Origin of the sequence: Helicobacter sp. CLO-3 (genome assembly GCF_001854545.1) — a bacterium.
GTDB lineage: Bacteria > Campylobacterota > Campylobacteria > Campylobacterales > Helicobacteraceae > Helicobacter_B.
Map to the genome: position 1 here is coordinate 1 of NZ_MLQN01000052.1, position 8,258 is coordinate 8,258.

Here is an 8,258-nt window from a genome sequence, read left to right on the forward strand (position 1 = left end):
CTTTCTGCTTCTCCATCACCCAGTGGAAACATATCTTTGCCAGTGTTATAATTCATATTATTGGCACTCAAAGCATTTGGTTTTAGAGTGGCTTTTGAGATGTAGGTGGTTGGGGTTATAGAATCCACCACATCTTTATTTTTTGTTTGTGATAATAATTCATACTCAAACCCACCAAGCAAATATTCTATTCCAGCATTTCTAGCACTAGACATACCGCCATTTGCCTTAGTGATAAGCACCACTCTTTCATCTTTATCAAAAAACTCTTTGGCAATACTAGCACTTTTATCTGTGCTGCCATCATCTACGAGGATTATTGATATATTTTTATATGTCTGATTGCATACAGAATCTAGACATTCTCTAAGATACTTTTCGACATTGTAGATTGGGATGATGATGGCGACTTTTGGGTTTGTGACTTGCATTATATTTTCCTTGTAAAAATGTTGAGCTAAGATGTTTTGGCGATAAATAAAAACTGCAATAATACCACAATTCCACAAATTTTTTGACAAAATCACCCAATATCACCCAAGCATCCCCTCTAGCTCCTCTTGTGTGATGACTTTCACGCCTAGCGATATTGCTTTGTCATATTTACTGCCCGGATTCTCGCCGCATAGCACGAAGTCTGTCTTTTTACTCACACTCCCGCTTATGTGCGCGCCAAGCGCTTCTAGCCTCTCTTTCATCTCATCGCGCGAGATGCTTAGCGTGCCTGTTATCACGACACTTTTGCCGCTAAAGATTCCACCACTTGATTCTGCGCTCGTCATATCAGGCATACGCGGCTTGATGATTTGCATGAGATTTTCCACCAGCTCGCGATTCACTAGGGCAAACTCCAAAAACGAGCGCGCCATCTCCTCGCCAAAGCCCTCTATATTTATCACATCTTCATAGCTGGCATTGAAGCAGCGCTCGCCTAGTTCTAGCGCGATTTTTTTGCTAGCGCCCTCGCCTATATGCTCGATGCCAAGCGCGTTTATAAACCGCCACAGCTCGATATTTTTAGTGTTTTGGATGGCAGCGATTATGTTTTGTGCCTTTTTTTCTTTGAAGCCTTCAAGCGAGAGCAGATCGCTTTCTTTTAGCGCATAGAGATCAGTCATTGATTTTATCACACCATTTTCATAGAGCTGATAGATGATTTTTTCGCCTAGTCCGTCCATATTTAGCGCCTTTTTGGAGGCAAAATGCACGAGCGATTCTTTGATGCGCGCTTCGCATAGCAGGTTGCAGCAGCGCAGCAGTATCTCTTCTCTCAAAAGCTCGCTATGACATATCGGGCAATGCGTGGGCGGGATGATCTCGCGCTCGCTGCCATCGCGCCTAGATTCTAGGGGTTTTATGATTTTTGGTATCACATCGCCGCTGCGGATGATGATGACTTGATCGCCTAGTTTTATGTCTTTTTTCTTTATTTCGCTGTAGTTATGCAGGCTCGCCCTTGAGACTTTCGCGCCCTCTATCCACACCGGCTCTAGCTCTGCGACTGGCGTTATCACGCCGGTGCGTCCGACTTGGTTGGTGATAGATTGTATTTTGGTGATTTTCTCCACCGCTGGGAATTTATACGCACACGCAAAGCGTGGGGATTTTATCGTCCAGCCTAGCATCTTTTGCATGGCAAAATCATCCACCATCACCACCATGCCATCTAGCATCATTTTGAACGCATCGCGCTTAGTTTGTATGCGCTCATAATAAGCGTGGATTTCTTGCGCATTGCGGACGCGCTCAACCATTGGCGTGGGGAAAAATCCAAGTGCCGCGATGCGCCTCATGCAAGTAAAAAAACTAGAATCCACCACGCCTTCGCCCATGCCCCAAGGGATAAACAAAAGCTTGCGTTTAGCCGTTATCGCACTATCTAGCTGGCGCAGGCTTCCAGCGGCGGCGTTGCGGGGGTTTGCAAAGAGGGATTCTCCATTTTGCGCGCGCTCGTTGTTTATGCGCTCAAACTCATTTTTGGTGATAAGCACTTCGCCGCGGATCTCGATGATGCTGGATTCTAGCACTTTGGATTCTGCGTTTGGCGCTGGATTCTGCGCGCCAGAATCTAAAACACTAGAATCCACCCCCGCAGCCCTCGCGATATCTACAGACTTCAGACTAGGGATTTTCAGCGGTATGGACGCGATAGTTTTGGCATTTGCTAGCACCTCTTCGCCCACGCTGCCATCGCCTCTAGTGGCGGCGCTTATAAGATTGCCATTTTGGTATTTTAGATTGAGCGATGCGCCATCAAACTTTGGCGAGCAAGTAAAGCGCGCGCTTGGATGCACCTTTAGGATTCTATTTACCCACTCTTCTAGCTCACCGATGTTAAACACATCATCCAGACTCCACATCCGCGCCAAATGCGCGCTTTTGCTAAATCCCTCTATCACCTCTCCGCCCACTCTTTGCGTAGGCGAGCTAGGATCGATGCTATTTGGATGCGCGCGCTCATATTCTACTATCTCACGATAGAGTGCATCATATTCTTCATCGCTTGCAAGCGGGTCATCCAGCGTATAATACGCATACGCATATTCGCGCAGAGTCTTGATAGATTCTAGGTATTTGGCGTGCGAGGCGAGCATTTTTTTCCTTTTATAAGTGTTTTTTCAAAAAAAATATGTAGAATTATACAATTTTGAGACTACAAATTCTATATACGCCACGCCTAAAGATACAGAATCCACAAGGAGCAATCGCGTGATAAAAGACATCGACCAAACCACAAGCCTTCATCTCAACAATGAAGTGCAGTTTTTATGCTTCACGCTTGATGATGCAGATAGTGAAAACTTCGTCGGCGAGCATATGGGTATGCAACTTTATGCGATAAATGTATTTAAAGTGCGCGAGATCATCTACTATGATGGCGATCTTACCGAGACAGCCGGCGAAAATGATGGCTTGGTGCTGGGATTTCTCACTGTGCGCGGAGAATCTATGCCGCTTATTGATATGCGCCGCTGGCTTTATTACAACTCGCAAAATCCCAAAAAAGATTTGCGCCCTTATTCGATAAACTCACCCAAAAGCCTCGTGGTGATTTGTAATTTTTCTAATCAAGATGTGGGGCTAAAGATTCTAGGCGTGAAGCGCATCATCAATAAAAATTGGTCAGATATCACGATAGGAAGCGAGTTTGGCTTTGATGGCGAGAGCAAAGTAACTTCTACGACAAAATACGATGATGGCTCTGTGATTCAGATTCTAGATGTGGAGAAAATGATAGCGGATGCCTTCCCAGACCAAGCCTTCAACAGCCAGCTAAAAATAGACACGCTTGGCAAGATAAATAGCGATAAAATGGTGCTTATGGCAGAAGATTCCAAATCCGCTTCAAAAGCGCTAGAGATGATACTAGATAAGCTTGGCGTGAGATATATATCATTTAACAATGGAAAATCACTGCTAAACCACCTCTTTAGCGAAGGTGTGGCAAGCCAAGTGGGTGTCGTCATCACTGACCTTGAGATGCCTATCGTCTCGGGATTTGAAGTGCTAAAACGCATCAAAGAAAACCCAGAGACAAAAAATATCCCCGTGATTGTCAATTCTTCTATGAGTAATGATTCTAACCTAGAAATGGCAAAAAGCCTGCATGCAGACGGATTTATCTCAAAATCCGATCCAGCGCAGGTGCAAGATCATTTGAGATATTTTTTGAAATAATTTTCAAGCCAAATTTTTACATATTATTGGAGTTTTTATGCTTAGAACACATTTGTGCGCAGAGGTTTCAGAGGAGCTTATAGGCAAAGAAGTGCAGGTTTGTGGCTGGTGCAACACTTACCGCGATCATGGCGGCGTGATTTTTATTGATTTACGCGATTTTAGCGGTATCGTGCAGCTCGTGTGCGATCCGAGCTCTAGCGCTTACAAAGACGCTGAAAGCGTGCGCGATGAGTTTGTGCTAGTAGCCAAAGGCAAGGTGCGCGCGCGCGGCGCAGGGCTTGAGAATCCAAAGCTAAAAACTGGCAAAATAGAAATCGTGCTAGACTCGCTGACAATAGAAAACAAATCCGCCACACCGCCTATCATCATCGATGATAAAAGTGTGAGCGAAGAAGCAAGGCTCAAATACCGCTATCTTGACCTGCGCTCGCCAAAATCGTATAAAATATTCAAGCAACGAAGCGACATCGCTATTGCCGCGCGCAATTCATTGCAAAAAATGGGATTTTTGGAAGTAGAGACACCCATGCTTACCAAGCAAACGCCAGAAGGCGCGCGCGATTATCTAGTGCCTAGCAGAATCCACGATGGGCAGTTTTTCGCCCTCCCGCAAAGCCCCCAGCTTTTCAAGCAATTGCTAATGGTTGGCGGATTTGATAGATATTTTCAGATTGCTAGATGCTTTCGCGATGAGGATTTGCGCGCGGATAGGCAGCCGGAATTTACACAGATTGATGTGGAGATGAGCTTTTGTGATGAAAATGATGTGATGAGCGCGTGCGAGAATCTACTGCGCGATATTTTTGGCGCGGTTGGCATAGAAGTCGCCACGCCATTTATGCGTATGCCTTATGATGAGGCGATGGAGTCTTTTGGGAGTGATAAGCCGGATTTGCGCTTTGAGATGCCGCTTGTGGAGGTGGCGGATTTGTTTTTGGATTCTAGCAATGAGATTTTTGCCAGCATCGCAAAAGATAGCAAAAACAACCGCATAAAAGCGCTTTGCGTCAAAGGTGGGGATAATTTTTTCACGCGCAAAACTTTGGGTGAGGCGGATGAGTTTGTGCGTAAATTTGGCGCGAAAGGCTTGGCATATATCCAGATAAAAGAAGAGGGCGCAAAGGGACCATTGGTAAAATTTGTCGAGAAAAATATGGATAAGCTTTTGGCGCGCGTGGGCGCTGAAAAGGGCGATATCGTATTTTTTGGCGCTGGGGATAAAAAGACTATCTGGGATTATATGGGGCGCTTACGGCTAAAAATCGCGCAAGATATGGGACTCATCGATGAAAGCGTGTATAAATTTTTGTGGGTGGTGGATTTCCCGATGTTTGAGCGCGATAGTGAGGGCAGAGTGAGCGCACTTCATCATCCTTTCACCATGCCTAAAAATCTAGATTCTAGCGACATCGAGGACATCAAATCAGTCGCCTATGATGTCGTGCTAAATGGCGTGGAGCTTGGCGGTGGAAGTATTAGAATCCACAAAGATTCTATCCAGCAAAAAGTGTTTAGCCTGCTTGGCATAAGCGATGAAGAGGCGCGCGCGAAGTTTGGATTTTTGCTAGAGGCGCTAAGCTTTGGCGCGCCGCCGCATGGGGGCTTTGCTATCGGGCTTGATAGGCTTGTGATGCTAGCTACCAAAAGTGCGAGTATCCGCGATGTCATCGCATTTCCCAAAACGCAAAAAGCCAGCTGTCTGCTTACAGATGCGCCAAGTGGCGTAGGTGAAGAGCAGCTACGCGAGCTGCATATCCGCCTAAGAAATCCCAAAAACTAGAATCTAGATTCTAACACCAAACCAAAAAAGGAGCAAAAATGAAGCAAATTTTCTTAATCATCGGAGCGCCCGGCAGCGGCAAAACCACTGATGCGCAAATCATCGCCAAAAACAACGCGGATAAAATCGTGCATTACTCCACAGGCGATTTGCTGCGCGAAGAAGTGGCAAGCGGCAGCGAGCGCGGCAAACTCATCGATAGCTTTGTAAGCAAAGGCAATCTCGTGCCGCTTGACATCGTGGTAAGCACGATTGTCGGCGCTATCAAAAATGCGCCAAAAGATGTGATACTGATTGATGGCTATCCGCGCAGTGTCGAGCAAATGGAGGCGCTAGATGCCGAGCTAAAAGCGCACGCCGATGTGAAGCTAAAAAGCGTCATCGAAGTGGTCGTGAGCGAGCAAGTCGCGCGCGATAGGGTGCTAGGGCGCGCGCGCGGTGCGGATGATAATGAGCAGGTGTTTAACAACCGCATGAGCGTGTATCTCGCCCCGCTAAGCGCGATAGAGGAGTTTTATGGCAAAGCTAGCTTGCTACACAAAATCAATGGCGAGCGCACGATAGAAGAAATTGTAAGCGATATGAACGCGCATATTTTATCAAAGCTCTAGGAGTCGGATTCTGGCTTTAAACAGATTCTAGCTTTAGATTTTAGTTTGGGCTAGAATCTAGGATTTGTAAGATTCTAAGCGCAGAATCCACGCCAGAATCCAAGCAAACACAAACCCAAAACCAAACCCCAAAATAAAGGAGACAAAATGAATCTAGAAAAAATCGCAGTGGGCGAAATCCCAGAAAAAATCAACGTAGTAATCGAAATCCCCTATGGCTCTAGCGTCAAATACGAAGTGGATAAAGATTCTGGCGCGGTGGTGGTCGATCGCGTGATGTATAGCGCGATGTTTTACCCAGCAAACTATGGCTTCGTGCCAAACACGCTAGCAGATGATGATGACCCTATGGATATTTTGGTGCTAAACGAGTATCCTTTGCAAGCTGGCAGCGTGATAAAATGCCGCCTCATAGGTGTGCTCATCATGGAAGATGAAAGTGGCATGGATGAGAAACTAATCGCTGTGCCAATCAGCAAAATAGACCCGCGATATGACAATATCAAAACGCTTGAAGACCTGCCAAAAATCACGCTTGATCGCATCAAAAACTTTTTTGAAACATACAAAATGCTAGAGCCAAACAAATGGGTAAAAGTCAAAGACTACCGCGGCAAAGACGAAGCAGAATCCATCCTCAAAAAAGCGGTCGCAAACTATAAAGGCTAAAAGCTAGATTCTAGCCCAGCGGCTTTTGGGTAGATTTGCGACTCTTGATAAATTCGCGGCTTTGTGTAGTTTGGCTTAAATTCGTGATATTTTGCGCAAGGCTTGCGCAGAGTATTGCAAATAAACTCGCGATAGTTTATGCTAGACTAAGGGATATAAGCTATTTTTTAGCTTGTGCGTTTAGGTATGTTGGTGCGTGATTTATGGGCGCTTGCTTCCTTGCGATGGATTTGGGATGATTTTTGTGCCCTTTTGCCTAAATAGCAAAGCCTCATCACCAAGCGACAAGACATTGAAAATATCCGCGCTAAAGCTTAGTATTCAAAGGGCGATTTGCAATTTGCTAAAAATTTACATAGATTTTAGGTGCCAAAGCTAGATTCTAGCCCAGAATCTAGTGCGCGACAAAACGCGACAAAATCAAAATAAAACAAAACGCAAGCACATCAAAGCAAAGCCAAAAAAACATAAAAAGCAAGCAAAACACAAATACGAACCAAGCATCCATAGCCAAAACCAGCTTTACCCAATCATACGCAAAAGTAGGCAATATGAGCAGTTACAAACATTCTTTATCCCGCTTTAGCGCGCTGATAGACTCACTCGAGCAGATCCCCACCATCGGGCGCAAGAGCGCACAAAAAATCGCATACACGCTAGCCATCGAAAACAAATACCTAGCGCTAAAGCTCGCGCACTGCATAGAAAACTCGATCCACCACATCGGCACTTGCAGCGTTTGCGGCGCGCTGAGCGAAAATGAGATTTGCGAGATCTGCCTTGATGAGAGCCGCGACAACGCGCAATTATGCGTGGTGCTGCATCCAAAAGACATTTTCACCATTGAAGAAGTCGGCGATTTTGGCGGCAAATATTGGGTGCTCTGCAAGGAGCTCGAGCAGATAGACTTCGACGCGACAAAAGCGCGCATCAAAGATCGCGGCATCAGCGAGATAATCTTCGCCTTCTCGCCAAGCCTCGCCAATGACGCGGTGATGCTATTTATCGAGGATCGATTGGCGGGGCTTGATTTGAGCTTCAGCAAAATCGCGCAAGGTGTGCCTACAGGCATCGGGCTAGAAAATATCGACCAGCTTTCGCTCTCGCGCGCCCTCACTTCGCGCGTGAAGCTATAGTGCTTGACTTTATTGGGTTTTTTAGCTTTTCTTTTTGATATCTGCTATCAAATCTTTGTATTTATCTGTGCCAAAAGCACAAGCGCACAAGCACGCAGAGCAGAATCCAGCTAAAAGAAGCCTAGAATTGATATGGTAGAATATTGCGACTAGATAGCGCGCAGAGAATCAATAGCCAAAAGCAATTATTTTAAGAGAGCCAAAAAAGTAATAATTTTGAGCGGATAAAAGTTTAAAAACCTTGCAAGATTGTCAAATCCCAAGCTAGCCCAAAAAAGGCTAGCCCAGAATCAAACTAGAATACAAAAGCGTAGCTAGCGCCCACACTTGCGTATTTATAGTATTGATACACAGGAAGCCCCGGACTATTTAGACCTACTC

The 8,258-nt window shown here is 45.6% G+C and carries 7 protein-coding genes; 5 read left to right on the top strand and 2 right to left on the bottom strand.

The features are described 5' to 3' along the window. Both BKN38_RS10795 and ligA read right to left on the bottom strand, forming a co-directional pair. On the bottom strand, positions 1-431 hold a 431-nt coding region (locus BKN38_RS10795; RefSeq protein WP_143000279.1), incomplete at its 3' end, for a glycosyltransferase family A protein. Between the two features lie 102 nt (positions 432-533). Beyond that, entirely contained in the window at positions 534-2,594 is a 2,061-nt protein-coding gene (gene ligA / locus BKN38_RS09645) for an NAD-dependent DNA ligase LigA (RefSeq protein ID WP_066457954.1), read from the bottom strand. A gap of 115 nt (positions 2,595-2,709) precedes the next feature. On the opposite strand from ligA, the gene BKN38_RS09650 reads away from it, so the two are divergent. The 5 genes from BKN38_RS09650 (at position 2,710) to recR (ending at position 7,877) form a co-directional block, all read left to right on the top strand. After that, positions 2,710-3,678, top strand: a complete 969-nt coding sequence (locus BKN38_RS09650) for a chemotaxis protein (protein WP_066457959.1) — start codon at positions 2,710-2,712, stop codon at positions 3,676-3,678. Positions 3,679-3,715: 37 nt separating this feature from the next. Then, positions 3,716-5,461: an aspartate--tRNA ligase gene (aspS, locus tag BKN38_RS09655; RefSeq protein ID WP_066457950.1), complete on the top strand. Its 1,746-nt coding sequence runs from the start codon at positions 3,716-3,718 to the stop codon at positions 5,459-5,461. Positions 5,462-5,499: 38 nt separating this feature from the next. Next, positions 5,500-6,072: an adenylate kinase gene (locus BKN38_RS09660; RefSeq protein ID WP_066457947.1), complete on the top strand. Its 573-nt coding sequence runs from the start codon at positions 5,500-5,502 to the stop codon at positions 6,070-6,072. A 147-nt stretch (positions 6,073-6,219) separates the two neighbouring features. After that, entirely contained in the window at positions 6,220-6,741 is a 522-nt protein-coding gene (gene ppa / locus BKN38_RS09665) for an inorganic diphosphatase (RefSeq protein ID WP_066457945.1), read from the top strand. 551 nt (positions 6,742-7,292) lie between these two features. Then, a complete protein-coding gene (gene recR / locus BKN38_RS09670) occupies positions 7,293-7,877 on the top strand; it encodes a recombination mediator RecR (protein WP_066457943.1) in 585 nt (194 codons plus the stop codon). Positions 7,878-8,258 lie beyond the last annotated feature (381 nt).

What these genes read in the sequence shown, in the direction of transcription:
- recR (WP_066457943.1), top strand. Translation starts at nt 7,293, where the DNA reads ATGAGCAGTTACAAACATTCTTTATCCCGCTTTAGCGCGCTGATAGAC.
- ppa (WP_066457945.1), top strand. Translation starts at nt 6,220, where the DNA reads ATGAATCTAGAAAAAATCGCAGTGGGCGAAATCCCAGAAAAAATCAAC.
- aspS (WP_066457950.1), top strand. Translation starts at nt 3,716, where the DNA reads ATGCTTAGAACACATTTGTGCGCAGAGGTTTCAGAGGAGCTTATAGGC.
- BKN38_RS09660 (WP_066457947.1), top strand. Translation starts at nt 5,500, where the DNA reads ATGAAGCAAATTTTCTTAATCATCGGAGCGCCCGGCAGCGGCAAAACC.
- ligA (WP_066457954.1), bottom strand. Translation starts at nt 2,594, where the DNA reads ATGCTCGCCTCGCACGCCAAATACCTAGAATCTATCAAGACTCTGCGC.